Genomic DNA, 21637 nt, shown 5'->3' on the forward strand with positions numbered 1-21637 from the left:
GCGTCCGTGCGCCGTTGGCGTGAGGCGCCGTCTTCGGGTCTGCTGTGCGACGCTGGAGACTTCGGGTCCGGGCCGGGGGAGACGCGAGGCGGGTGCGGCGTGCGGCGAGGACGGTGGCGGAGCGCGGGCGGTGCCCTGATGCGGGTCGGCGTCGTCTGGGCGGTGTCCACCCTGACGATGCTGGCGCTGGCCGGCGTCCTGCCCGACTTCCGGCTCCAGTCCGAGGACGGCGACAGCGTCACCCAGGTCGGCCTGACGGCGGCCTGGGGCGCCGGCGCGTTCGGCCTGCTGAGCGCGCTGGTGTGGCCGCTGCTCGTCCGGGCCCTGCTCCTCGTGCCCGCCCTGGTGCTGGGCCTGCTCGTCTTCTTCCTCAACGGCTCCCTGCTGCTGATGGCGCTCAGCCTGATCCCCGCCGACCGCGCCGAAGCGGCCCCCGAGACCGCGGTGGTGGTGGCCGCGGCGATGTCCGCCGTCGCCTCCGCCACCTCCACCGCGCTCGCCGTCCGCGACGACGGGGCGTACCGCCGCCGCCTCTACCGGCTCGCCGACCGGCGCCGCCGCCGGCGCGGCCCCGGCGCCCCCGGCTCCGCCGAGCCCCCGCCCGGGCTGCTCTTCCTCCAGCTCGACGGCGTCGGCCACGAGGTGCTGCGCGACGCCGCCGGCCGCGGTCTGATGCCCACGGTGGCCGGCTGGCTGGAGCACAGCCACCGCATCGCGCCCTGGCGCACCGACTGGTCCAGCCAGACCGGCGCCAGCCAGCTCGGCATCCTGCACGGCTCCACCTTCGACGTGCCCGCCTTCCGCTGGTACGAGAAGGACACCGGCGAGGTGGTGGTCTGCAACCGGCCCACCAGCGCCGCCGAACTCCAGCGGCGCGCCGTCGCGCGGACCGGCGACGGCGGGCTGCTCACCCTAGACGGGGCCAGCCGCGGCAACCTGTTCAGCGGCGGCGCCGACCAACTGGCCCTGGTGCTCTCGGTCTCGGCCCGGCGCGGCCGGGCGAACCGCTCCCGGGCCGGCTACTTCGCGTACTTCTCCGACCCTGCGAACGCCGTCCGTACCGCGCTCTCGTTCACCGCCGAGGTGGGCCGCGAGATCGGCCAGGCGGTACGGGCCCGGCTGCGCGGTGCGGGGCCGCGCGTCTCCCGCGGCGGCCTGTACCCGCTGATCCGGGCCTTCGCCACGGTCGTCGAGCGGGACGTCGTCGTCGCGGCGGTGATCGGCGACCTGCTCGCGGGACGCGCCGCGATCTACGCCGACTTGGTCGCGTACGACGAGGTCGCCCACCACTCCGGCCCGCGCGGCCGGGACACCGACCAGGTGCTGGCCCGGCTCGACCGGAGCCTCGCGCTGATCTCCCGCGTCGCCGAACACGCGCCGCGCGCCTACCGCATCGTGCTGCTGTCGGACCACGGGCAGAGCCCGGGGGAGACCTTCCTCGGCCGGTACGGGCTGACGCTGAAGGACCTGGTCCGTGCGGGCTGCGGGCTGCCGGTCTCCCGCCGGGCCGGCCGCACCCGCAGCGGGGCCGAGGCGCGCGCGGCGGTGCTCGCGGCGCTGCACCGGCCGGTGGAGGCGGGCGAGGAGGCGCACCCGCGGCCCGGCCCGGACCCGGTGGTGCTCGCGTCGGGCAACCTCGCGGTGATCTCCTTCCCGGACCTGCCCGGCCGGGCCACCCGGGCGCGCATCGAGCGTGCGCACCCGGCGCTGCTGCCGACGCTGGCCGACCATCCGGGCGTCGGCTTCCTGCTGGTGGACGGGGAGGTGCTGGGCCCGGGCGGGGCGACGGCCCGGCTGTCCGAACCCGGGGCGGCCGAGGCGCTGCTGGCCCCCTTCGGGCCGGGCGCGGCCGAGGCGGTCCGGCGCACCGACTCCTTCCCACACGTTCCCGACGTCATGGTGAACTCGGCGTACGACCCGCGGACCGGCGAGGTGCACGCCTTCGAGGAGCAGATCGGCTCGCACGGCGGCCTGGGCGGGGAGCAGGGGCACCCGTTCCTGATGTGGCCCACGGCCTTGTCGGAGCCCGACCCGCACCTGGTGGGCGCGGAGGCGGTGCACCACGTACTGCGGCGCTGGCTGCGCGAGGCGGACGGGCCGCAGGTGCCGCTGGGGACGGCGGGCGCGCGGGGGACGAAGGGGGCAGACGGTGCCGAGCGTGTCGGAGGGGACATCCGGGACACTGGTGAAGGATCAACGGTCACAGCCCCCGCCAGGCGGAACCTTTCCTTCCGCAGGGGTCCCCGTGCAGGATGAAACCCGCTGATTTGGCGGCGCCCGCACCGTACCGGAGCATGTGTCGACCTGTCCGGCATGTGAAACACCCGAGGCGCGACCCCCTTGAGCACCACCCCTGCCCTGGCCCCGGCCCACCAGGCCCCCGCCGCCCCCGAAGGCCCCGCCGCCTGCGAAGGCACCTCCACCCCCGAAGGCACCTCCACGCCCGAGGGCGCCGCCCCCGAAGGCTCCGGCCCGCACGCCCGCCGCTTCGGCCTGCCCATCGCGACCTGCCTGGTCATGGGCAACATCATCGGTGGCGGGATCTTCCTGCTGCCCGCCTCCGTCGCACCGTTCGGCACGATCAGCCTGGTCGCCTTCGGCGTGCTCACCCTCGGCGCGATAGCCCTCGCCCTGGTCTTCGGCCGGCTCGCCGAGCGCCTCCCGCAGACCGGCGGCCCCTACGTCTACGCCCGGGCAGCCTTCGGCGACTTCGCCGGCTTCCTCGCCGCCTGGACCTACTGGATCACCTCCTGGGTGTCGAACGCCGCCCTCGCCGTCGCGGCCGTCGGCTACCTCACGGTCCTCTTCCCGGCCGTCGGCGACCACCGGTGGTCCATGTGCCTGGCCGCCCTCACCGTGCAGTGGCTCCCGGCGCTCGCCAACCTGGCCGGCACCCGCTGGGTGGGCGCCGTCCAACTGGTCGCCACCGTCCTGAAGTTCGCCCCGCTGGCGCTCGTCGCCGTCGGCGGCCTGTTCTTCTTCGACCCGGCCAACCTCGGCCCGTTCCAGGCCACCGGCCAGAGTCCCGCCGGCGCCCTGTCCGCCTCCGCCGCGATGCTGCTGTTCAGCTACCTCGGCGTGGAGTCGGCCGCGGTCAGCGCCGGCGAGGTCCGCGATCCCGCCCGCAACGTCGGCCGGGCCACCGTCCTCGGCACCCTCGGCGCCGCCGCCGTCTACCTGCTGGGAACCCTCTCCGTCTTCGGCCTCGTCGCCCACGACAAGCTGGTCGCCTCCCAGGCCCCCTTCACCGACGCCGTCAACGCCATGTTCGGCGGCACCTGGGGCGGCACCGTGGTCGCCTGCGCGGCCGTCGTCTCGATGCTCGGTGCCCTCAACGGCTGGACCCTGCTCAGCGCGCAGACCCCGTACGCCGCCGCCAAGGACGGGCTCTTCCCGCGGCCCTTCGAGACAAAGCGGCGCGGCGTCCCCGTCACCGGTGTCGTCGTCACGGTCCTGCTGGCCTCCGCCCTGACCGTCTACAACTACACCGCCGGCTCCCAGGGCGTCTTCGAGAGCCTCGTCCTGATCACCACCTTCACGGCGACCGTCCCCTACCTGCTGTCCACCGCCGCCCAGATCTACCTGCTGCTCTCGGGCCCCTCCGAGCAGGTCCACCGCGGCCGGCTCGTCCGCGACGCCGTCCTCGCCGTCCTGGCCTTCGGCTTTTCGATGTGGCTGGTCGCCGGCTCCGGCTACGCGGCCGTCTACCAGGGCGTCCTGTTCCTCTTCGCGGGCGTCCCCGTGTACGCCGTGATGGCCGCCCGCAAGGCCCGCACCACCGCCTGACCTGCGGAGTAGCGTGGAGGGAGGGGGCGAGGACCACCAGGGGCGCCATCAGGGGATCCACCAGGGATCCGCCAGGGCGGTCCACCAGGGGGGTCCACAGGGGGCCAGTAAGGGGTCGCCATGTCCGCGATCAGAGAAAGCATCGAGATCTCCCGCCCTCCCGAGGACGTCTACGCCTACGTGACGGACCCCGGGCACCTGCCCGAGTGGCAGGACAGCGCCCTCTCCGCCCACGCGCTGGACGGCGCACCGCCGCACGTGGGCCAGCGGGTCGAGGTCACCCGCACGATGGGCAAGCGCTCCTTCCCCATGACCATGGAGGTCAAGGAGCTCGACCCCCCGCGCAGTTGGCACCTGAAGGGCGTCGACGGCCCGGTCCGCGGCGACGTCCACGGCACGATCGAACCGCTCGCGGGCGGCACCCGCTCGCGCCTGACCCTCGACCTCGACTTCGAGGGCCACGGCATCGGCAAGGTCATCGCCCCCCTCGTCGTCAAGCCGTACGCCCGCAAGCAGATGCCCCGCAACGAGGAGAAGCTGAAGAACCTGCTGGAGCACTGAGCCGGAGCACTGAGCCGGAGCACCGACCTGCCGGCACCGCACGAAATCCAGGTGCCCTGGGATGCGTGGACCGCCCAGACTGGGCGCTCCACGCACCCGACCCACCGAGGAACCCCTTCGTGCAGCCCGCCGTCACCGTCACCCCCGCCCAGGTCCCCGAACTGCTGCTCGGCCTCGCCACCGTGCGGCCGGTCTTCCTGTGGGGGGCTCCGGGCATCGGCAAATCCTCGCTGGTGCGCAGCTTCGCCGAATCCCTCGGCCTGGAATGCGTCAGCCTCCTCGGCACCCAGCTCGCCCCCGAGGACCTCATCGGCGTGCCGCAGATCCGCGACGGCCGGTCGGTGTTCTGCCCGCCCGAGGCCATCGCCCGCGACGAGCCGTACTGCCTCTTCCTCGACGAGCTCAACGCCGCGACCCCGGACGTCCAGAAGGCGTTCTACTCGCTCATCCTCGACCGCCGCATCGGCAGTTACGAGCTGCCCGCCGGCTCCATCGTGATCGGCGCGGGCAACCGGGCCACCGACAACGCCCTCGCCCGGCCCGTCGCCTCCGCGCTGGTCAACCGCCTCACCCACGTCCACCTGCGGGCCTCCGCGCAGGACTGGCTGGCCTGGGCCGCGCAGAACGGCATCCACCCCTGGATCACCGACCACCTCACCGACCGGCCCGACCACCTGTGGTCCCAGCCGCCCAAGACCGAGGAGCCGTTCTCCACCCCGCGCTCCTGGCACATGCTCTCGGACGCGCTGCACTCCTTCGGCCCCGCCCTGGACGAGGAGACGCTCAAGGTGCTCGCCCACGGGACCCTCACGCCCGCCCACGCCGTCGCCTTCTGCGGCTACGCCAAGATCGTCCGGCACAGCTTCGGCATCGAGGCGATCATGAAGGGCGACGCGTCCTGGCCCACCCGCCCCGCCGACCGCGACCTGCTCTACTACCTCGCCGACGCCTTCCGCGGCCGCCTGGTCAAGGAGCTGCCCGCCCGCAAGGAGCACGTCTCGCCCTCCGTCCGGGAGACCGCCTACCGCGCCAAGGCCCTGCTCGTCCAGCTCGCCGAGATCTCCGTCGAGGTCGCCCAGACCGTCATCGCCGACGACGCCGACGGACTGCCCGTCCTGCCCGCCTGGTTCCTCGTCGAGGCCGCCCGCGACATGCCCCGCCTGGTCGAGGCCCGCCGGTGAGCGGCGCCCGCTCCCGCACGCGCTCCCGCGCCCGCTCCCGTACGGCCGACCGCCCCGACCCGGCCGCCCAGGCCTTCGCCGAGGGCCTCGCCCTGGTCCGGCGCAACCCCGCCCTCGCCGCGCTCGACGCGGACGTCTGCCGCGAGCCCAAGTGCACCGCCGCCCCCGCCCGGGGCCTGGCCAGGGTCACCTCCAACGGCACCGTCCACGCCCACCCCACCCGGCAGGCCGAACCCGCCGAATGGGCCTGGTCCCTCGCCCACTGCCTGCTCCACCTCGGCTTCGGGCACGTCCCCGCCGCAGCGGACGACGACCGCCCCCAGCCCGACCGCTTCGACCTCGCCGCCCGCTGCGCCGTCGTCAACCGCTTCCTGCTGACCTTCCCCGTCGGCCGGGCCCCCGACGGGCTCCCCGACCACTATCCGGGCGGCGACGAGGAACTCCTGGCCGCCCGCTGGCGCCGCGACGGCATCCCGCCCGACTACGAGCGCTGCGGCACCGCCGGCGAGGACCCCGACCAGCTCCTGGTCCCCTGGCGGTCCTGGAACCGAGCCGCCGCACCCGACTGGGAGACCTCCTTCGCCCACGCCCTGACCGGGGCCGTCTCCGCCGCCATGGACAGGGCCGGCGGCCGGGGCGACGCCCCGCTCAGGCCCTGGGACCGCGCCCTGAACTGGTTCATATCGGCCTACCCGCTGCTCGGCGGCCTCGCCTCCGGCCTGCAGATCGTCGCCGACGCCGAGCTCGCCCGGGACCGGGGCATCTCCGTCGCCGCCGTCAGCGCCCGCGCCGGGGAGGTCTACATCAACCCGCTGCGCACCTTCACCGACGGCGAGTGGCGCTTCGTCCTCGCCCACGAGATGCTCCACGCCGCCCTGCGCCACGGCGAGCGCCGCGGCGCCCGCGACCCGTACCTGCACAACGTGGCCGCCGACTACGTGGTCAACGGCTGGCTCGTGGAGATGGGCGTCGGCGAGATGCCCGACGGGCTGCTGCACGACCCCGCGCTCGCCGGGCTGTCCGTCGAGGAGGTCTACGACCGCATCACCGCCGACATGCGCCGCATGCGCAGGCTCGCCACCCTGTGCGGCAAGGGCCGCCCGGACATCCTGGGGGAGCCGCTGCCCCACGCCGGCGTCCGCCCGTACACGGACCTGGACGACTTCTACCGCCGCGCCCTGGTCCAGGGCTTCGACCTGCACGAGAGCGGCGGCCGCGGGCTGCTGCCCGCCGGGCTGGTCCAGGAGATCCGGGCGCTGGCCCATCCGCCGCTGCCGTGGGACGCCCGCCTCGCCCGCTGGTTCGACGAGCACGTGCCCCGGCCCGTCGCGTTGCGGTCCTACGCCCGCCCGGCACGCCGCCAGGCCTCCACCCCGGACATCCCCCGCGCGGGCCGGTACCACCCGCCCGAGGAGGTCGCCCGCTGCACCTTCGGAGTGGTCCTCGACACCTCGGGTTCGATGGACGCCGCCCTGCTCGGCAAGGCGCTGGGCGCCATCGCCTCGTACGCCGAAGCCCGCGACGTACCGGCCGCCCGCGTCGTCTTCTGCGACGCGGCGCCGTACGACGCGGGCTATCTGCCCCCGGCCGAGATCGCGGGCCGGGTCCGGGTCCGGGGACGGGGCGGTACCGAGCTCCAGCCCGGCGTCGACCTGCTCCAGCGGGCGGAGGACTTCCCGCCCGGGGCCCCGGTCCTGGTGATCACGGACGGGTGGTGCGACACCCTGCGGATCCGGCGCGAACACGCCTTCCTGGTTCCGCAGGGTGCCTCCCTGCCGTTCACCCCCAAGGGGCCGGTCTTCCGACTGGCCTGACGGGGGCCGGACCGCCGATCAGTCCAGGTAGTCGCGCAGCACCTGGGAACGCGACGGGTGGCGCAGCTTCGACATGGTCTTCGACTCGATCTGGCGGATGCGCTCACGGGTGACCCCGTACACGCGGCCGATCTCGTCGAGGGTCTTCGGCTGGCCGTCGTTCAGGCCGTAGCGCATGGACACCACACCCGCCTCACGCTCGGAGAGCGTGCCCAGGATCGACTGCAGCTGCTCCTGGAGGAAGGTGAAGGAGACCGCGTCGGCCGGGACGACCGCCTCGGAGTCCTCGATGAGGTCACCGAACTCGCTGTCGCCCTCCTCACCCAGCGGGGTGTGCAGGGAGATCGGCTCGCGGCCGTACTTCTGGACCTCGATGACCTTCTCGGGGGTCATGTCGAGCTCCTTGCCCAGCTCCTCCGGCGTGGGCTCGCGGCCGAGGTCCTGCAGCATCTGGCGCTGCACACGGGCGAGCTTGTTGATGATCTCGACCATGTGGACGGGGATGCGGATGGTGCGCGACTGGTCGGCCATGGCACGCGTGATCGCCTGCCGGATCCACCAGGTCGCGTACGTGGAGAACTTGAAGCCCTTGGTGTAGTCGAACTTCTCCACGGCGCGGATCAGGCCGACGTTGCCCTCCTGGATCAGGTCCAGGAAGAGCATGCCGCGGCCCGTGTAGCGCTTGGCCAGGGAGACCACGAGGCGGAGGTTGGCCTCCAGCAGGTGGTTCTTGGCCCGGCGGCCGTCCTCGACCAGGATCTCCAGCTCGCGCTTGTAGGAGGGCTTGTGGTCGTCCTCCTCCTCGAGCTTGTACTCGGAGAACAGGCCGGCCTCGATCCGCTTGGCGAGCTCGACCTCCTGCTCGGCGTTGAGCAGCGGCACCTTTCCGATCAGCTTCAGGTAGTCCTTGACCGGGTCGGCGGTGGCACCGGCCACCATGACCGTCTGCGCCGGGGCGTCGTCCTCGTCCTCGTCGGACAGCACGAAGCCCTGGCCGCTCGCGGGCGCCTCTTCCTCGACCTCGTCGACGAGCTCCTCGGTCTGCCAGTCCTCGCCCTCGAGGGACGGGTTCTCGGCGTCGTCGGCGTCCTTCGCGGTGGTCTTCTTCGCCGCGGCGGTCTTCTTGACGGCCGTCTTCTTCGCGGCGGCCTTCTTGACCGTCCGCTTCTTCGGCTCGGCGGCCTCGGCCGCGGGGGCCTCGGGCGCGGCGGCCGACGGTGCGGATATCGCCGCAGCGGAGGCCGCGGCAGCGGTGGTCGTCGTGGTGGCCGCGGCGGCAGCCGCGGCAGCGGTCGCCGCCCGGCTGCGCGCGCCGATCGGGCGCGGCGCGGCGGCGGCCTTCTTCGTCACGGTGCGGGCCGGGGCGGCGGCAGCCTTGCGCGGCTTCTTGGCGGCAGCCTTCGTGGCGGGGGCCGCGCTGACGTGGAGGGCGACACCCTCCTCGTCCAGGACCTGGTTCAGACTGCGCAGGACCCGCTTCCACTGGTCCACCGGGATGCGGCCGGCCTCGAAGGCCTGACGCACGTCATCACCGTTGATGTGACCCTGCTCGCGGCCGCGCTCGACGAGCGCGACGAGGGCCTCCGATTCGGCGATCTCCGGAGGGAACGTACGGGACGGGCTGAGCGACACAAGGAGCCTCTCGTTGCGAACAGATAGGGAGTGGGCGGGACATCATCGCGCGGACTCGGGAAACAGACCCGAGGGGGGTCTGTATTCCGGGCCGCGCGAGGACACCTGTCGGTTCATCGCATGCCCGAGTCGATTCGTTACGCGCTGAATTGAGTGACCTGCGCCACGCTGTGGCCGCGCAACCGATCGGCCCCAGATCCGTCCGCGCTCGCGGCCCGTCCCCCCGCCCGTCCCCGGCTCGTCCCCGGCGCCGTGCCGGCCCGCTCCGCGGCCTCAGGCCGGCTTGCGGGCCTCGATCAGGAAACGGGCGGTGTGCGCCACGAACGGGCCGTCCCGCTCGATCCGTTCGTGGAGCTCGGCCAGCCGGTCCCGGTACTGCTTGACCGTGAAGCCGGGCACCATCCAGATCACCTTCCGCAGGAAGTAGATCACGGCCCCGATGTCGTGGAACTCCGTGCGCAGCCGCTTGGAGCGCAGGTCCACCACCTCCAGGCCCGCCGCCGCGGCCTCGGCCGCCGCGTCGTCGGGGTGCCGGCTGCGCCGGACCTCCTCCGGCTGCGGGCCCAGGAAGTACTCGACGAGCTCGAAGACGCTCGCCGGCCCGACCGCCTGCGAGAAGTACGTACCGCCCGGCCGCAGCACCCGCGCGATCTCCTGCCACCGGATCGTCACCGGATGCCGGCTGCAGACCAGCTCGAAGGCCTCGTCGCCGAACGGCAGCGGCGGCTCGTCGGAGTCCGCGACCACGACCGCGCCCAGCGGGTGCAGCAGCTTCGTCGCCCGGTCCACGTTCGGCGGCCACGACTCCGTCGCCGCCATCAGCGGCGGCAGCCTCCCCACCCCGGCGAGCACCTCCCCGCCGCCCGTCTGGATGTCCAGGGCCGAGCCCACCCGGGCCAGGCGCTCGCCCAGCAGCTTCTGGTAGCCCCAGGACGGCCGCTGCTCGGTGGCGCGGCCGTCGAGCCAGGAGAAGTCCCAGCCGTCCACCGAGACGGACTCGGCCTCGGCGACGAGATGCTGGAAGGTGCGTGTCATGTCCCATATCGTCCCAGGCGGAACGCCGGTGATCCACTGAATTGCCCCGATCCCGGCCGATGCGGCCCTCCGCGGCGCCCCGCGCGGCCCCTCGTACGCCTGTGCGCGTCGACTACAGTGGGTGCGGGCCGTGACTGGCGTTCGGGTGGATCACCACCGGGGAGCGGCCCGGCGTACGCACCTTCCCGTACGCCGACTGCCGCGCGCCTGGGCGAACCGCGATCCGCAGCGACGTTCAGGAGACCCCGTGACGACTGCCCCCACCGCCACCGCCCAGCTCATGGACGGCACCGCCCTCGCCCGCCGCATCTCGGAGCAGACCGCCGCCCACGCGGCGAAGATCACCGAGCGCACCGGCACCGCGCCCTGCCTGGCCACCGTCCTCGTCGGCGAGGACCCCGCGTCCGTCACCTACGTCCGGATGAAGCAGAACCGCTGCGCCAAGGCCGGGATCACCTCCCGCCACGTGGCCCTGCCCGCCGAGACCACCACCGAGGAGCTCGTCGCCACCATCACGGCCCTCTCCGAGGACCCGGAGATCAGCGGCATCCTGCTCCAGCACCCGGTCCCGCACCACATCGACGAGCGCGCCGCCTTCGAGGCCATCGCCCCGGGCAAGGACGTCGACGGCGTCACCATGCACTCCTTCGCCGCCATGGGCTTCGGCCTGCCCGGCTTCGTCTCCTGCACCCCCGGCGGCATCATGCGCCTGCTCGCCGAGTACGACGTGGACCTCACCGGCAAGCACGCCGTGGTCGTCGGCCGCAGCGCCATCCTGGGCAAGCCCGCCGGCATGCTGCTGCTGGAGCAGAACGCCACCGTCACCTACTGCCACTCCCGCACCCGGGACCTGTCCTCGATCGTCCGCCAGGCCGACGTCCTGGTCGCCGCGGTCGGCAAGGCCGAGTTCATCCGCGGCGAGGACATCAAGCCCGGCGCCGTCGTCCTGGACGCCGGCTACAACGAGGGCAACGTCGGCGACGTCCACTTCGAGTCCGCCGCCGCCCGCGCCTCGCTGATCACGCCGGTCCCCGGCGGCGTCGGCCCGATGACCATCGCCGTGCTGCTGGAGCAGACCGTCCAGGCCGCCGCCGCGCAGGTCGGGCTGTCCCTCGCGGAGCTCTGACCCGCCGCCTCCACCGCACACCGCCGGAACGCCCCGGGCCCGTCCAGGCCCGGGGCGTTCTGCCGTGCCCCCGCCCGCGCCCCGCCCGCGGCCCCGGCGGCCCGGCTACCCGTCGGCCGGTCCGCGGCGTACGGCGGCCACGATGGGCGAGGAGCGGAAGGCGTGCGCCAGCTCCGCCAGGGGCCGCGAGTCCAGCCGCCAGGGGTCGGGCGGGCCCTGGTCGCGGCGTTCCTCGTGCTCCCCGACGAGCCCCGCCAGCTCGGCGGTCCTGCGCCGCCGCACCGCCACCGCCAGCATGGCCGCGTCCGCCACCAGCGAGGCCTGCGGATCGCGCAGCCCCTCGGCGCGCGCGGCCTCGTACGCGGCGCACCGCACCCCGGGGTCGAACCAGCAGCCGAGCGCCAGGATCCCGTCGTCGATCACCGACTCCCGGTGGATCAGCCGGATCCCGATCGGCGACCACCAGGTCAGCGGTACGGTCATCACGCTCGGCGAGGCGAACCCGCGCAGCACCTTCCACAGCGGGTGCAGCCGGCGGTAGCGGCGGAAGTCCCGCCAGGCCGCCGACCCGCCGACCAGCGGCACGATGAACCCCGAGCCCACCATCAGGGCGGAGGCCGAGGCGAGCGGCGGGGCCGCGTACGTCGACAGGGCGTCCCAGTCCCGCCCGGCCCAGCGGGCGCCGACGGCGGCCCATTTGGCGACGAGGTAGCCGAGGTCCAGCACCCCGCCCAGCACGATCAGCGCCAGCCCGGTGCGCAGCGGACGCAGCGAGGGCGCGACCCGCAGCAGCCACTTCCAGCACAGTACGGTCAGCGCCGAACTGCCCGCGGTGTGCGCCAGCAGGTAGCAGACGATCATCTCGCGGATCCACGGCGTGTTCGCGTAGTACGTGTCGAGGTCCCGCAGCCGCTCGACGGGCGCGTCGCCGATCACGAAGAGGGCGACGATGAGCAGGGTGACGGCGCCGAACACGGCCGCGGTCAGCCGGGTGGCCCGCCGGACGACCGCGGGCGGGCCGCCGCTCCAGTGCAGGACCAGCACGATGCACGAACCGGAGAACGCGGTCAGCACCCCGTACACCAGCGGCGCCGAGAAGTTGGTGATGCCGGTGAGCCGGTTCACCGCGGCGATCGTCGGCGGCGCCGCCAGGAACATCACCAGGCAGCCGACGCACAGCAGCGTGCACACCGCCCGCATCAGCGGCTGGTCCCAGCCGCGGCGCAGGGTCGGCGCCTTGATCAGCAGCACCAGGATCAGCACGGCCCCCGGGACGTACAGGATGAGCCCGTCCGTCATCGCGCCCGGCCGACGGGATCGACGGGATCGACCGGATCGATGGGATCGCCGGGACCGCCGGGGCCGAGGAGCCCCGTCGGCCGGTCCAGCCCGGCGACGGCCCGCTCGGCCGCGGTCAGCGGCGGCGCCTTCAGCGCGCCCCGGTCCGAGGCGCGCAGCACGTGCCACACCACCGCGGGCCGCAGCCAGTACGTGGGCGGACTGCTCATCGTGATCACCTGGAGGAAGGCCGCAGTCAGCGCCTCCCGCGTCGTCGCCCCGGTCATCAGCCGGTTGACGTACGCGTTGAGCAGCCCGGCACCGGCCCGAGGCCGCATCCCCGTAGCCCCCGGGTAGAGGATGTCCTGCGAGGTGGCCAGCTCCCAGGCCGTGGCCACCTGCGGGGCGAGCGCGCGCTGCGCCTCGCGGCCGATGGACGGGTGGCCGGGGCCCTTGGCCCGCAGCAGGTCCCGCACGGCCAGCAGCCCGCGGGCGGCGACGCTCATGCCCTGCCCGTACAGCGGGTTGAAGGTGGCCACGGAGTCCCCGACGGCGAAGAACCCGTCGGGCAGGTCCGCCTTCTCGAAGTAGACCCTGCGGTTGGCGGTGCCCTGGGTGACGGCGACCTCCGTGAGCGGCGTACGCCCCTCCAGGAGCTCGCCGACGATCGGGTCCCGCACCGACTTGGCGAACGGGATGAACCGGTCGGGGTCGCCGGTGGGCTGGCCGCCGCGGGTCCCCGATAACGTGGCCTGCCACTGCCCGTTCTCGATGGGCACGATCGTCGCGGTCCGGCCGGGCACGGCAACCCGCGGGTCGGACTGCACGTTGACGATGGGGAAGCCCATCTCGTGCGCCCCGGGCGGTGCTCGGAAGATCCGGGTCGCGTACACCAGCCCGGAGTCGACCTCGGCCTGCCGGATCCCGCCCACGCCGAGCTGCTGCAACCAGGTCCGGGCCCGCGAGCCGCGCCCGCTCGCGTCCACCACGAGGTCCGCGGTGATCAGCCGCCCCTGCTCGCCCGGGGTGTCGACGCGGACGCCGGTGACACGGGCCGCCGAGCCCTCCAGGGCCCTGACCCGGCTCTGCTGGAGCGTGGAGACGCCGCTCAGGCCCGTCACGCGGGCCCGCACCACGGAGTCGAGGAGGTCGCGGCTGCAGGAGATGTTGAACTGCTTCTCCCCGCAGCGCGGGATCCAGCCCTGCGCCGTCTTGGTGACCAGATCGTCGGGCAGGCTGCGGCGGAGCGCGCCCGCCGCCGTCCACTGCGCGGTGATGCCCGGCAGGATCCGCTCGATGGCGCGGGTCCCGCCCGACCACATGACGTGGACGTGCCGGGCCTGCGGGAGCCCGCGGCGCGGCGCCGGGCCGACGGGCAGCGTGTCGGCGTCGATGATCGTGACCGTGGCGTGCTCGGCGAGCACGGCCGCCGCCAACAGGCCGGCCATGCTGCCGCCGATGACGACGGCGTGGCGGGTCGGGGTGGACCGGTTCATCGTGTGCGGTGCTCTCTGTCGGGGCCGCGCAACAGCAGCGGCGCGTCAGGCCGTGGCGCTGGGGTGCGCGCGGGCAGGGGAAAAGAGCCCGCGGCAGCGGAAGGGCGGCGCCGCAGGTTCGGTTCCGCGCTCAACGGCCCCATCCGAGCGAGGACTTGATGCGCTCGATCGGCTCGGGGAACTGCTCCTCGCGCGGCGGCTGCAGGAAGGTCTTCAGGATCTTGCCCAGGTGCAGGCCGAAGGTCTCTGCCCGGATCTCCGCCGGGTCCTCCCGGTCGGCGCGCGCCGCGGCCTGCCGCACCACGCTGCCCAGCCCGCTGTCCGAGTGCAGCAGCTCCGCCAGGTCGCCGCCCGGTCCCGCCAGCCGGGCGGCCACCGCCATGCCCGGCCCGTGGCTGTCGCAGGTGCCCTCTTCCAGGTGCCACAGCTCGTGGCAGGCGATGACGAGTTGGTGCTCGGGCCGGGTGCGCTCCTCGATGACGAGCAGGTCCCGGTCCGCCAGCTCCAGCCACAGCCCGCTCGCGGTGTCCGGCGGGAAGCCGGCGAAGCGGAAGTCCACCGGCCGGCCGCCGCGGCGGCGCCCGTACGCGGCGCACAGGCTCCCCACGATCCCCGGGGCGTCGCCCGGCGCCGCCTGGCGCACCTCTGCCAGCAGCTCCCCGCCCAGCTTCCGCATGCTCCGTGTGGTCCTCATGGCGCTCCCCCCTCCGCCGGCGCCCCGACGCGGTCCCACGCCGTCGCGAGGTCGGGTCGGGCGGGGGCTGACACCGTGTGGCTCTCCGTATGTCGACAGGACGTTCGAGGTGTTCGGCTGTGTGCAGCCTAGCCCGCCGCCGGCCGCCGGGGCAGGAGAACCCCGAGCTTTCTCGCGGTGCCGGTCGGGGAAACGGGAGGCGGCGGGGGAGCGGACCACCCCCCGCGGCGGGGGAGCCGGGAAGCCCGCAGCGGGGGAGCCGGGCAGTCGCGCCGGGAGCGGCCGCCGACCGGCATGACGTCGGAGGTAATCGACCCCTGCCGCCCCCCGGCGGCACAGTGGAGGCACCGGGTCGGGGAAGACCCCCGGAGACTCCCCGAGGGGTCCCCCCTCCCCGACCCGGCCCTCGCCCGCACGAATCCCACCCCTCGATGGAGGCTGATCCGTCATGTCCGCAACCCTGATCGGCAGCGTCGCCCGCACCACCGCCCCGCACAGCGCCCTGCGCCGCTTCCTCGCCCTCGACGCCGTCGTCACCGGCGGCAACGGCCTGGCCTACGCGGCCTTCAGCGGCCCCCTCGGCCGCCTGCTCGGCATCGGCGAGGGCACCCTGCTCGAGCTCGGGATCTTCCTCGCCCTCTACGGAGCGGGCGTCGGCTGGCTGGCCGCGCGCCGCCGCCCGCCGGTCCTCCCGGTCAAGCTCGTCATCGAGGTCAACTACGCCTGGGTGGCGGCCAGCCTGCTCTCGCTGCTGCTCTGGGACGCCCCCACCGCCGCGGGCCTGGCGTGGATCCCGGTGCAGGCCGCCGTCGTGGCCGCCTTCGCCGCGCTCCAGCAGCTGGCGCTGCGCGCCGTCTCAGAGTCCGAGTGACCGCAGGTACTTCACCGTCGCCGGGTCGGCCGGGAGCATCGTCTCGATGGCCAGCTCGGCGACGGTCACGTCCATCGGGGTGTTGAACGTCGCGATGGACGACACGAAGGACAGCAGCTGCCCGTCGTGCTCGATGACGAGCGGCAGCGCGACGTACGGGACCGGCTCGGCGGGTTCGGCATCGCCCGGGCGGTCCGGCACCGGGTAGGCCGCCACCTCCTCGTACAGCGCGCGCAGCTGCGCGGAGCGGGCGAGCGCGATCTGCCGCTCCATCTGCGCCAGCAGGTGGCCGCGCCACTCCTTGAGGTTGTGGATCCGCGGCGCAAGGCCCTCCGGGTGCAGGGTGATCCGCATCGCGTTCAGCGGCGGGGCCAGCAGGTGCTCCGGCAGCCCCTCCATCAGCATCATGATGCCGCGGTTGGCGGCGACGACGTCGTACGTGGCGTCCACCACCAGCGCCGGGTACGGCTCGTAGCCGGTCAGCAGCCGCTCCAGGCCCTCGCGCAGCGTCCCCATCGCCGGGTCGTCCAGCGGGGTCTGCGCGTACTGGGGCGCGTACCCGGCGGCGAGCAGCAGCGCGTTGCGCTCTCGGACGGGGACGTCGAGGCGGTCCGCGAGCCGCAGCACCATCTCCTGGCTGGGCTTGGACCGGCCGTTCTCGATGAAGCTGATGTGGCGCGAGGAGGAGTCCGCCCGGCCCGCGAGCTCCAGTTGGCTGATGCCCCGCCGCTCGCGCCAGGTGCGCAGCAGGGCGCCGACGGATCCGCTCTCCGCGTGTGTCGTAATCGCCATGCGCATGACGCTACCTCAGATGGGTTGCCGCAGGTGGAGCGCGTTTCGCCGGTCGAGACGCCGACAGCGCCGAAGCAGTCGTCCGCGCCGTGGCGCGCACCCTTCCGCCGGGCGCGCGGTGTGGGAACCTTGACCCCACGTCAGGAGTTCGGCCCCGTACGGGAGGAGCATGCCCATGGCAGGCGAGCCGCTTTCGCAGAAGGAGATTGAGGACCGGTTGCGGGAACTGCCCGGGTGGGCCTTCGAGGACGACCGGATCATCCGCACCTACCGGCTGGGCACCCACGTCGCGGCGAGCGCCCTGGTCGCCCACATCGCCGCCGTACAGGACGAGTTGAACCACCACTCCGACCTCACTCTGGGCTACAACACCGTCCGGCTGTCGATGAACACCCACAGCGCCGGTGACGCGGTCACCGAGACCGACTTCGCCCTCGCCGAACGCGTCGAGGCCCTCGCCCCCGCCCACGGCGCGAGCTGAGACCGGCGCCCCGGGCCGGCCCGCCCGGCCGGCCCGGGGGTCGGTCAGACGGGCTCCAGGCGCCACCACTGCGACGGCGAGTCGGCGTCCTCGGCCTGCCGGACCAGCCCCTCCGCGTCCGCCTCCAGCAGCAGGTCGCTGATGCAGGCCACCAGGGAGACCACCCCCGGATCGTCGAGGTGCTCCTCGACGATCCACTCCTGCGCACCGAAGGCGTTGGGCCGCCACACCTGGACCCGGGTGCCGGCCTCCACCGACGCGTTCGCCACGTCCAGCCGCTTGTCGTTGTGCACGCTCACCACGTGCACGATCCCGCCCCCGCTGTGCACCGGCGCGATCCGCCACTGCCGGGCCTCGGCAGGCCCGGGCGGCCCGTCCGGCCCCACCCCCACCCGGGTGCTGCCCTCGACCCGCAGCAGCAGCCCGCTGGCCGCGTTCCGCACCCGGTAGACCCCCTCGGGCACCATCGCACGCACCCCCGCCCTGCTCAGTAGTCGAACGAAGCCGGGTCCGGCCCGATCCGCCGCCCCGCCGGCCCGCTGCCCAGGGCCTCCAGCGCCGCCACGTCGGCCTCGTCCAGCTCGAAGCCGAAGACGTCCAGGTTCTCCCGGATCCGCGACGGCGTCACGGACTTCGGGATCGCCACGTTGCCCAGCTGCAGGTGCCAGCGCAGCACCACCTGCGCGGGGGTGCGCCCGTACCGCTCGGCGATCTCGGCGACCACCGGCAGCGTCAGCAGCCCCTGGCCCTGGCCCAGTGGCGACCACGCCTCGGTGGCGATCCCGAGCCGCGCGTGCAGCGCCCGCAGCTCGCCCTGCGGCAGCAGCGGGTGCAGCTCGATCTGGTTCACGGCCGGAACGAGGGAGCTGTGCCCGGCGAGGCGCTCCAGGTCCTGGTGGCGGAAGTTCGACACGCCGACGGCGCGGGCCCGGCCGCTCTGCGCGAGCTCCTCGAACGCCTCCCAGATGTACAGGAAGTCGTCCCGCATCGGGCGCGGCCAGTGGATCAGGTACAGGTCCACGTGGTCGAGGCCGAGCCGGTCCAGGGACTCCTGGAAGGCACTCAGCACCTCAGGCCGGCGCCAGGTCCGGTCCCGCCCGTTCCACAGCTTGGTGGTGACGAACACCTCCTCGCGCGGCAGCCCCGAGGCGGCGATGGCCCTGCCGGTACCCTCCTCGTTGCCGTACACGGACGCCGTGTCGATGCTGCGGTAGCCGGCCTCCAGGGCGGTGCCGACCGCGCGCTCGGCCTCGTCGTCGGGGATCTGCCAGACGCCGTAGCCGAGGCGGGGCATGGACGTGCCGTTGTTGAGCAGGATGGCGGGGACCTGGTTCACGTGGTGCCGTTCCTCGGGTTCGTCGGTCGCGGTTCGTCGGTCGGAGCGCGTACGCGGGACGGCAACCGGCCGCCCGACCCACGTATTCCCGCCGCGGCGCCCGAGGCCCCGATCGTCCGTCAGGTCGCACCCGGACGGCGCCGGGACCGCGCGGCCGCCACCCCCTCAGCCCCCGTACAGCGCGGCCACCTCCCGCGCGTACGCCTTCTCGATCGCCCGCCGCTTCAGCTTCAGCGACGGCGTCAGCAGCCCCTGCTCCTCCGTGAACTGCTCGGCCAGCACCCGGAACGTACGGATCGACTCCGCCTGCGAGACCAGCGTGTTCGCCGCCACCACCGCCCGGCGCACCTCCGCCGTCAGATCCGGGTCGTGCACCAGCTGCGCCGCCGGCAGCTGCGGCCGGCTGCGCATCGACAGCCAGTGCGCCACCCCCTCCGTGTCCAGCGTGATCAGCGCGGCGACGTACGGCCGGTCGTTGCCCACCAGCACGCACTGCGCGACCAGCGGATGCGACCGCACCCGCTCCTCCAGCGCGGCCGGCGCGACGCTCTTGCCGTTGGAGGTCACCAGGATCTCCTTCTTCCGCCCGGTGATCGTCAGGTAGCCGTCCCCGTCCAGCCGCCCCAGGTCCCCGGTCGCCAGCCAGCCGCCGCGCAGTACCGCCTCCGTGGCCGGCGGGTCGTTGAGGTATCCCGAGAAGACGTGCGCCCCGTGAAGCCACACCTCCCCGTCCTCGGCGATGTGCACCGTGCTGCCCGGGATCGGCCGCCCCACCGTCCCGTACTTGATCGCACCCGGCGGGTTCGCCGTGGCCGCCGCGCACGACTCGGTCAGCCCGTACCCCTCGTACACGGTGATCCCCGCACCGTCGAAGAACAGCCCGAGCCGCCGCGACATCGCCGACCCGCCCGACATCGCGTGCCGCACCCGGCCGCCCATCGCCTCGCGGACCTTCCCGTACACCAGCCTCTCGAACAGCTGGTGCTCCACCCGCAGCGCGGCCGACGGCCCGGGACCCGCCCCGAACGCCTTCTCCTCGCGCGCCTCCGCGTACCGCACGGCCGTCTCCACGGCCCGGTCGAAGGGACCCGTGCGCCCCTCCGCCTCCGCCTTGCGGCGGGCCGCCGCGAACACCTTCTCGAACACGTACGGCACCCCCAGCACGAACGTCGGCCGGAACGCCGCGAGGTCCGGCAGCAGCTCCGCCGCCGCCAGCACCGGCTGGTGCCCCAGCTTCACCCGGGCCCGGACGGCAGCCACCTCCACCATCCGCCCGAAGACGTGCGCGAGCGGCAGGAACAGCAGCGTCGACGGCGCCTCCCCGGGCCCGGCCCGGAACACCGACTCCCAGCGGGCGACCAGCGTGTCCGCCTCGTACATGAAGTTGCCGTGGGTCAGCACGCACCCCTTGGGGCGCCCGGTGGTCCCCGAGGTGTAGATCACGGTCGCGACGGCGTCGGGCGTGACCGCGGCGCGGTGCCGGTGCACGGTCCCCTCGTCCACGGAGCGGCCGTCCGCGACGAGCGCCTCGACCGCCCCGGCGTCCAGTTGCCACAGCCGGCGCAGCCCGGGCAGCCCCTCGACGACCGACCCGACGGTCATCGCCTGGTCCTCGTCCTCCACGACGCAGGCACTGCACCCGGAGTCGCTCAGGATCCAGTGGACCTGCTCCGCGGACGAGGTCGGGTAGACGGGCACGGGCTGCGCGCCGATCGCCCACAGCGCGAAGTCGAACAACGTCCACTCGTAGCGGGTACGGGACATCACGGCGACCCGCTCCCCGAACCGCACCCCCTGCGCCAGCAGCCCCCGGGCCAGCGCCAGCACCTCGGCGGCGAGCTCCCCGGAGGTCACGTCCCGCCAGACCCCGCCCACCTTGCGCCCCATCACCACCCGCCCCGGCTCCTCCCGGGCGTGCCGGAACACGGCATCGGCGAGCCCGCCGACGGGCGCCTCCGTGACGACCGGTGGGACCGTGACCTCGCGCATGCCCCGCTCCTCTCCCCGCAGCGCGGCGACGCTACCCCACGCCTCCCCACGGTCGATCACCGAGCAGAGACCTCCACAAGACCTCCCCAGGCGGAAATGCGGAAAACACAGAGGATGTGGAGAATGCGGAAAACGCAGAAGACCCCTGCTTTCGCAGGGGTCTTCGTGCTGGTGTCCGAGGGGGGACTTGAACCCCCACGCCCGATAAAGGGCACTAGCACCTCAAGCTAGCGCGTCTGCCATTCCGCCACCCGGACTAGGTGATCCGCCCCGGTCTCCCGCGGCGACATGGACAACAATAGCAGCAGTTCGGCGTGGTTCCGACCAGGTATTCGCCGCGGGGGTGCTCGCTGACCTGCGGGCATGCCCGCGCGGGGTCCGGCGGGCGCGGTGTCCCGGCCGCGCGCAACCCCGCGGCCGGACGCGGTCGGCAGCAGCGGCCGGGAGCCACCCTCAGGGGCAGCGGATCACCTGTCCGGCGTACGAGAGGTTGCCGCCGAAGCCGAACAGCAGGACCGGCGCGCCCGAGGGGACCTCCCCGCGCTGCACCAGCTTCGACAGCGCCATCGGGATGCTGGCCGCCGAGGTGTTGCCCGAGTCGATGACGTCCCGCGCGACGACCGCGTTCACCGCGCCGATCCGCTGGGCCAGCGGCTCGATGATCCGCAGGTTCGCCTGGTGCAGCACCACGGCCGCAAGCTCCTCCGGAGCCACCCCGGCCTTCTCGCAGACCTGCCGCGCCAGCGCCGGCAGCCGGCTCGTCGTCCACCGGTACACCGACTGGCCCTCCTGCGCGAAGACCGGCGGCGAGCCCTCGATGCGGACCGCGTGCCCCATCTCCGGCACCGAGCCCCACAGGACCGGCCCGATCCCGGGCTCCTCGCAGGCCTCGACGACGGCCGCGCCCGCCCCGTCGCCCGTCAGGACGCAGGTCGTGCGGTCCGTCCAGTCCGTGATCTCGGTCATCTTGTCCGCGCCGATCACCAGCGCCCGGGTCGCCGAACCCGCCCGGATCGCGTGGTCGGCCGTGGCCAGGGCGTGCGTGAAGCCCGAGCAGACGACATTGAGGTCCATCACCGCCGGCGCGCCGCCCATCCCGAGTTTCGCGGCGACCCGCGCCGCCATGTTCGGGGAGCGGTCGATCGCCGTGGAGGTGGCCACCAGCACCAGGTCGACGTCGTCCGGGCCCACGCCCGCTCCCGCCAGCGCCTTGCCCGCCGCCTGGAAGGCCAGCTCGTCCACCGGCTCGTCGGCGCCGGCCATGTGCCGCGTCCGGATGCCCACCCGCGAGCGGATCCACTCGTCGCTGGTGTCCACCATGGCCGCCAGGTCCTCGTTGGTCAGCACCCTCGCGGGCTGGTAGTGCCCCAGCGCCACCACGCGTGAACCGGTTGTCATGGGCGCAATTCCCCTCGTACGGCAGTCAGGATCAACCAGCTTGGCCTGCTACTGATGGGTACATACCGGTGGGACCCCACAGGATTACCGCCCGGGAATTTGGAGATTCCACAGCATCTGCCCGATCCGGGAGAATGGCCGCGACAGGTGTACGAGGAAGTGCACGA

18 protein-coding genes, 1 tRNA gene and 1 riboswitch are annotated in these 21637 nt (G+C 73.7%); of the genes, 8 read left to right on the forward strand and 11 right to left on the reverse strand.

What is annotated here, in order from left to right; genetic code table 11:
* The first annotated feature begins 138 nt into the window (after positions 1-138).
* The 5 genes from ABZ924_RS08485 to ABZ924_RS08505 all read left to right on the forward strand — a co-directional run bounded on the left by ABZ924_RS08485 (position 139) and on the right by ABZ924_RS08505 (position 7342).
* Positions 139-2256: a phage holin family protein gene (locus tag ABZ924_RS08485; RefSeq protein ID WP_361905903.1), complete on the forward strand. Its 2118-nt coding sequence runs from the start codon at positions 139-141 to the stop codon at positions 2254-2256.
* Between the two features lie 237 nt (positions 2257-2493).
* Positions 2494-3786: an amino acid permease gene (locus ABZ924_RS08490; RefSeq protein WP_361905960.1), complete on the forward strand. Its 1293-nt coding sequence runs from the start codon at positions 2494-2496 to the stop codon at positions 3784-3786.
* 120 nt (positions 3787-3906) lie between these two features.
* The gene (locus tag ABZ924_RS08495) at positions 3907-4347 is read left to right on the forward strand and encodes an SRPBCC family protein (protein ID WP_361905905.1); all 441 of its coding nucleotides are present in this window, start codon (positions 3907-3909) and stop codon (positions 4345-4347) included.
* A 119-nt stretch (positions 4348-4466) separates the two neighbouring features.
* Positions 4467-5528, forward strand: a complete 1062-nt coding sequence (locus ABZ924_RS08500; protein WP_361905907.1) for a MoxR family ATPase — start codon at positions 4467-4469, stop codon at positions 5526-5528.
* Positions 5525-7342 carry a hypothetical protein gene (locus ABZ924_RS08505; RefSeq protein WP_361905909.1) on the forward strand — a complete coding sequence of 606 codons (1818 nt, stop codon included), beginning with the start codon at positions 5525-5527 and terminating at the stop codon, positions 7340-7342. The genes ABZ924_RS08500 and ABZ924_RS08505 overlap by 4 nt, the downstream gene beginning before the upstream one ends.
* An 18-nt stretch (positions 7343-7360) precedes the next feature.
* On the opposite strand, the gene ABZ924_RS08510 is transcribed toward ABZ924_RS08505, so the two are convergent.
* Positions 7361-8974 (reverse strand): RNA polymerase sigma factor, encoded by a 1614-nt coding sequence (locus tag ABZ924_RS08510; RefSeq protein WP_361905911.1) that lies wholly within the window; start codon positions 8972-8974, stop codon positions 7361-7363.
* A gap of 273 nt (positions 8975-9247) precedes the next feature.
* Positions 9248-10009, reverse strand: a complete 762-nt coding sequence (locus ABZ924_RS08515) for a methyltransferase domain-containing protein (protein WP_361905913.1) — start codon at positions 10007-10009, stop codon at positions 9248-9250.
* 120 nt (positions 10010-10129) lie between these two features.
* Positions 10130-10229, forward strand: a riboswitch (ZMP/ZTP riboswitch).
* Positions 10230-10289: 60 nt separating this feature from the next.
* On the opposite strand from ABZ924_RS08515, the gene ABZ924_RS08520 reads away from it, so the two are divergent.
* Positions 10290-11135 carry a bifunctional 5,10-methylenetetrahydrofolate dehydrogenase/5,10-methenyltetrahydrofolate cyclohydrolase gene (locus ABZ924_RS08520; RefSeq protein WP_361905962.1) on the forward strand — a complete coding sequence of 282 codons (846 nt, stop codon included), beginning with the start codon at positions 10290-10292 and terminating at the stop codon, positions 11133-11135.
* A 105-nt stretch (positions 11136-11240) separates the two neighbouring features.
* Here the strand turns inward: ABZ924_RS08520 and ABZ924_RS08525 are convergent, their stop codons facing one another.
* The 3 genes from ABZ924_RS08525 to ABZ924_RS08535 all read right to left on the reverse strand — a co-directional run bounded on the left by ABZ924_RS08525 (position 11241) and on the right by ABZ924_RS08535 (position 14603).
* Entirely contained in the window at positions 11241-12434 is a 1194-nt protein-coding gene (locus ABZ924_RS08525; RefSeq protein ID WP_361905915.1) for an MAB_1171c family putative transporter, read from the reverse strand.
* A complete protein-coding gene (locus ABZ924_RS08530; protein WP_361905917.1) occupies positions 12431-13909 on the reverse strand; it encodes an FAD-dependent oxidoreductase in 1479 nt (492 codons plus the stop codon). The genes ABZ924_RS08525 and ABZ924_RS08530 overlap by 4 nt, the downstream gene beginning before the upstream one ends.
* A 130-nt stretch (positions 13910-14039) precedes the next feature.
* Positions 14040-14603, reverse strand: coding sequence for a toxin-antitoxin system, toxin component (locus tag ABZ924_RS08535; RefSeq protein ID WP_361905919.1), 564 nt, complete (start codon positions 14601-14603; stop codon positions 14040-14042).
* A 448-nt stretch (positions 14604-15051) separates the two neighbouring features.
* On the opposite strand from ABZ924_RS08535, the gene ABZ924_RS08540 reads away from it, so the two are divergent.
* Positions 15052-15474, forward strand: coding sequence for a hypothetical protein (locus ABZ924_RS08540; protein WP_361905921.1), 423 nt, complete (start codon positions 15052-15054; stop codon positions 15472-15474).
* On the opposite strand, the gene ABZ924_RS08545 is transcribed toward ABZ924_RS08540, so the two are convergent.
* Positions 15460-16266: a helix-turn-helix transcriptional regulator gene (locus ABZ924_RS08545; RefSeq protein WP_361905923.1), complete on the reverse strand. Its 807-nt coding sequence runs from the start codon at positions 16264-16266 to the stop codon at positions 15460-15462. The two genes, ABZ924_RS08540 and ABZ924_RS08545, sit on opposite strands and share 15 nt — an antisense overlap.
* Positions 16267-16441: 175 nt before the next feature.
* Here ABZ924_RS08545 and ABZ924_RS08550 point away from each other — a divergent pair, with 175 nt between their 5' ends.
* Complete coding sequence (locus ABZ924_RS08550; RefSeq protein WP_361905925.1) at positions 16442-16747, forward strand: 4a-hydroxytetrahydrobiopterin dehydratase; 306 nt, start codon at positions 16442-16444, stop codon at positions 16745-16747.
* A gap of 44 nt (positions 16748-16791) precedes the next feature.
* On the opposite strand, the gene ABZ924_RS08555 is transcribed toward ABZ924_RS08550, so the two are convergent.
* From ABZ924_RS08555 to ABZ924_RS08575, 5 genes are all read right to left on the reverse strand, one after another.
* Positions 16792-17214, reverse strand: a complete 423-nt coding sequence (locus tag ABZ924_RS08555) for an RICIN domain-containing protein (RefSeq protein WP_361905927.1) — start codon at positions 17212-17214, stop codon at positions 16792-16794.
* A 20-nt stretch (positions 17215-17234) separates the two neighbouring features.
* On the reverse strand, positions 17235-18083 hold the full coding sequence (locus tag ABZ924_RS08560) for an aldo/keto reductase (RefSeq protein ID WP_361905929.1): 849 nt from the start codon (positions 18081-18083) through the stop codon (positions 17235-17237).
* 165 nt (positions 18084-18248) lie between these two features.
* The gene (locus ABZ924_RS08565) at positions 18249-20072 is read right to left on the reverse strand and encodes an AMP-dependent synthetase/ligase (protein WP_361905931.1); all 1824 of its coding nucleotides are present in this window, start codon (positions 20070-20072) and stop codon (positions 18249-18251) included.
* Positions 20073-20241: 169 nt separating this feature from the next.
* Positions 20242-20329, reverse strand: a tRNA-Leu gene (locus tag ABZ924_RS08570).
* Positions 20330-20525: 196 nt separating this feature from the next.
* Positions 20526-21470, reverse strand: coding sequence for a beta-ketoacyl-ACP synthase III (locus ABZ924_RS08575; protein ID WP_361905933.1), 945 nt, complete (start codon positions 21468-21470; stop codon positions 20526-20528).
* Between the last annotated feature and the right edge of the window lie 167 nt (positions 21471-21637).

It is taken from the genome of Streptomyces sp. NPDC046876, from assembly GCF_040645035.1.
Lineage (GTDB): Bacteria > Actinomycetota > Actinomycetes > Streptomycetales > Streptomycetaceae > Streptomyces.

Bases quoted from the DNA above. Each gene is read 5' to 3' on its own strand.
- ABZ924_RS08565 (WP_361905931.1), bottom strand. From the start codon at position 20,072: ATGCGCGAGGTCACGGTCCCACCGGTCGTCACGGAGGCGCCCGTCGGC.
- ABZ924_RS08495 (WP_361905905.1), top strand. From the start codon at position 3,907: ATGTCCGCGATCAGAGAAAGCATCGAGATCTCCCGCCCTCCCGAGGAC.
- ABZ924_RS08540 (WP_361905921.1), top strand. From the start codon at position 15,052: ATGTCCGCAACCCTGATCGGCAGCGTCGCCCGCACCACCGCCCCGCAC.
- ABZ924_RS08555 (WP_361905927.1), bottom strand. From the start codon at position 17,214: ATGGTGCCCGAGGGGGTCTACCGGGTGCGGAACGCGGCCAGCGGGCTG.
- ABZ924_RS08525 (WP_361905915.1), bottom strand. From the start codon at position 12,434: ATGACGGACGGGCTCATCCTGTACGTCCCGGGGGCCGTGCTGATCCTG.
- ABZ924_RS08545 (WP_361905923.1), bottom strand. From the start codon at position 16,266: ATGGCGATTACGACACACGCGGAGAGCGGATCCGTCGGCGCCCTGCTG.
- ABZ924_RS08550 (WP_361905925.1), top strand. From the start codon at position 16,442: ATGGCAGGCGAGCCGCTTTCGCAGAAGGAGATTGAGGACCGGTTGCGG.
- ABZ924_RS08535 (WP_361905919.1), bottom strand. From the start codon at position 14,603: ATGAGGACCACACGGAGCATGCGGAAGCTGGGCGGGGAGCTGCTGGCA.
- ABZ924_RS08575 (WP_361905933.1), bottom strand. From the start codon at position 21,470: ATGACAACCGGTTCACGCGTGGTGGCGCTGGGGCACTACCAGCCCGCG.
- ABZ924_RS08520 (WP_361905962.1), top strand. From the start codon at position 10,290: ATGGACGGCACCGCCCTCGCCCGCCGCATCTCGGAGCAGACCGCCGCC.
- ABZ924_RS08485 (WP_361905903.1), top strand. From the start codon at position 139: ATGCGGGTCGGCGTCGTCTGGGCGGTGTCCACCCTGACGATGCTGGCG.
- ABZ924_RS08515 (WP_361905913.1), bottom strand. From the start codon at position 10,009: ATGACACGCACCTTCCAGCATCTCGTCGCCGAGGCCGAGTCCGTCTCG.
- ABZ924_RS08530 (WP_361905917.1), bottom strand. From the start codon at position 13,909: ATGAACCGGTCCACCCCGACCCGCCACGCCGTCGTCATCGGCGGCAGC.